Origin of the sequence: Acinetobacter sp. VT 511 (assembly GCF_001077515.1) — a bacterium.
In the GTDB taxonomy this organism is placed as follows: Bacteria; Pseudomonadota; Gammaproteobacteria; order Pseudomonadales; family Moraxellaceae; genus Acinetobacter; species Acinetobacter schindleri.
In genome coordinates this window covers 1-2,008 of the sequence record NZ_LFRE01000001.1, presented here as the reverse complement: position 1 = coordinate 2,008, position 2,008 = coordinate 1, and the positions used below count along the sequence as shown (strand labels likewise).

At 41.6% G+C, this 2,008-nt stretch carries 4 tRNA genes, 1 rRNA gene and 1 pseudogene; 3 read left to right on the top strand and 3 right to left on the bottom strand.

The window, feature by feature from the left end:
- Positions 1–434: 434 nt before the first annotated feature.
- Positions 435–722: pseudogene (locus ACS72_RS00030) on the bottom strand (resolvase); the annotation flags it as partial.
- 28 nt (positions 723–750) lie between these two features.
- Between ACS72_RS00030 and ACS72_RS00025 the strand changes: the two are divergent.
- A tRNA-Ala gene (locus ACS72_RS00025) sits at positions 751–826 on the top strand.
- A 197-nt stretch (positions 827–1,023) separates the two neighbouring features.
- On the opposite strand, the gene rrf is transcribed toward ACS72_RS00025, so the two are convergent.
- Positions 1,024–1,119 (bottom strand): 5S ribosomal RNA (gene rrf, locus ACS72_RS00020).
- A gap of 201 nt (positions 1,120–1,320) precedes the next feature.
- Between rrf and ACS72_RS00015 the strand changes: the two genes are divergently transcribed.
- Positions 1,321–1,397, top strand: a tRNA-Ile gene (locus ACS72_RS00015).
- Positions 1,398–1,445: 48 nt separating this feature from the next.
- Positions 1,446–1,521, top strand: a tRNA-Ala gene (locus ACS72_RS00010).
- A gap of 154 nt (positions 1,522–1,675) precedes the next feature.
- Here ACS72_RS00010 and ACS72_RS00005 read toward each other — a convergent pair.
- Positions 1,676–1,751, bottom strand: a tRNA-Ala gene (locus ACS72_RS00005).
- Positions 1,752–2,008 lie beyond the last annotated feature (257 nt).

Here is a 2,008-nt window from a genome sequence, read left to right as displayed (position 1 = left end):
TTTCGCATTAGCGTATGTAATCCAAACTACAAAGACTAGAGCTACTCCATTGGACACAAGTAACTTCGGCATCGTAAAGGCCAGCCCCATACCAATGGCAATAATAATCCACAAAATGATACCGATTAATTTGTTCCTTTTCCAAATAATTTCGTCCATACGATCCATGCATACCCCGTCCTTTTATGTAGGTTAAATGTAAGTTGTAGGGCCTTTCTGTACTACATCTAGTAGTCTTTGGTCCTGCTTATGTGCAAATCGCAAATACGCAGCGCCTTAGCATAGTACATATTAACTTCATAAGTATGAAACCAGCGCTACTTTATGTATATCGGTATTCAACATTTAAAATGAATATGACAAGGGATTTAAGGGAAGCGCTGATACAAGCCTTTTTAAATTACTTTAGCAACTCGATAAACAGTTGCAGCTCCTCAATTCGCTGCTTTGGCAATTTCTTCCTTAGTCATATTGCCAGCTGCTAGTAATTCTTTTATGCGTTTGTGCTTAGCCTCATTGGCTTTCTTACCTGTTGGCTTGTAACCCGAACGTGCCAGGCCCTGCTTAATACGTTCTATTCGTTTCTCATTGTCTAGGCGAGCCATTGTTGCCTTTTTATCAATCAATTTTTTATTGAGGAGGGAGAGGAGGGAAGGAGGAAGGGTGTAAATGGTTTGAATCATTTGGTAGGTAGTAGGAAGATAGGAAAAAATTAATCGAATCAGAACATTGAATCCTATATGATAAGCTGGGGACTTAGCTTAGTTGGTAGAGCGCCTGCTTTGCACGCAGGAGGTCAGGAGTTCGACTCTCCTAGTCTCCACCAAATTTCAAGACAAGAAAAGCATGCTTTTCCTTGAAATTTAAGCAAGAAGCTACGCTTCGCGCAGTATGTAATCATACAGTGTTGAAGTTGTTTGGTCTTTGAGCGAACAAGCTGATAGCTTATAGAGCTTAGTGATTAAGTTGCGTATAATGCGCGGCATTGTTATTAAGCTCTGTGATTTATCACAGTTGACTGTAGTCCGACGAGGATACAGTGAAACCATCAGCGCTAAGAGGTTTCACTTCTGAGTTCGGGAAGGGATCAGGTGGTTCACTCTTGCTATGGTCGCCAGCACAACTGGTATGACTTTGCGTTTGGTCTTATTTAGATGCCAATGCTTGGTCAGATCTTGCACTTGTTCAAAACAGTGTTTTGAACATCGTTCATTAATAGAAATATTTGAGTCGAATTGTATGTTCTAGCGTTAGCTGAATCAAGTATTTCAAGACCGTTTGGTCTTTAATACAAGTTGTTCTTCATGACGATGTATCTGAGGGTCTGTAGCTCAGTTGGTTAGAGCACACGCTTGATAAGCGTGGGGTCACAAGTTCAAGTCTTGTCAGACCCACCATCTGCCAGAAAACAGAAAATCAGAACATTGAATCCTATATGATAAGCTGGGGACTTAGCTTAGTTGGTAGAGCGCCTGCTTTGCACGCAGGAGGTCAGGAGTTCGACTCTCCTAGTCTCCACCAGCTGAGTTATCCGGTGTTTTGAGTCCAGCTTCTGGCACTGACGAGGTGTTAGAAAGATCATTAAGAGATTATGAAGAACAACTTGTGTGGATTTTTACTGGTTGATTGATCGAAATTATTTTCATTGATTGATAACTCATTGCATCGCAATGAGTGGTGGAGACTAGGAGAGTCGAACTCCTGACCTCCTGCGTGCAAAGCAGGCGCTCTACCAACTAAGCTAAGTCCCCAGCTTATCATATAGGATTCAATGTTCTGATTTAGTCAGTTCAGTAGTCAGTTCAGTAGTCAGTTCAGTAGTCAGTTCAGTAGTCAGTTCAGTAGTCAGTTCAGTAGTCAGTTCAGTAGTCAGTTCAGTAGTCAGTTCAGTAGTCAGTTGAACTGACTACTGAACTGACTACTGAACTGACTACTGAACTGACTACTGAACTGACTACTGAACTGACTACTGAACTGACTACTGAACTGACTACTGAACTGACTACTG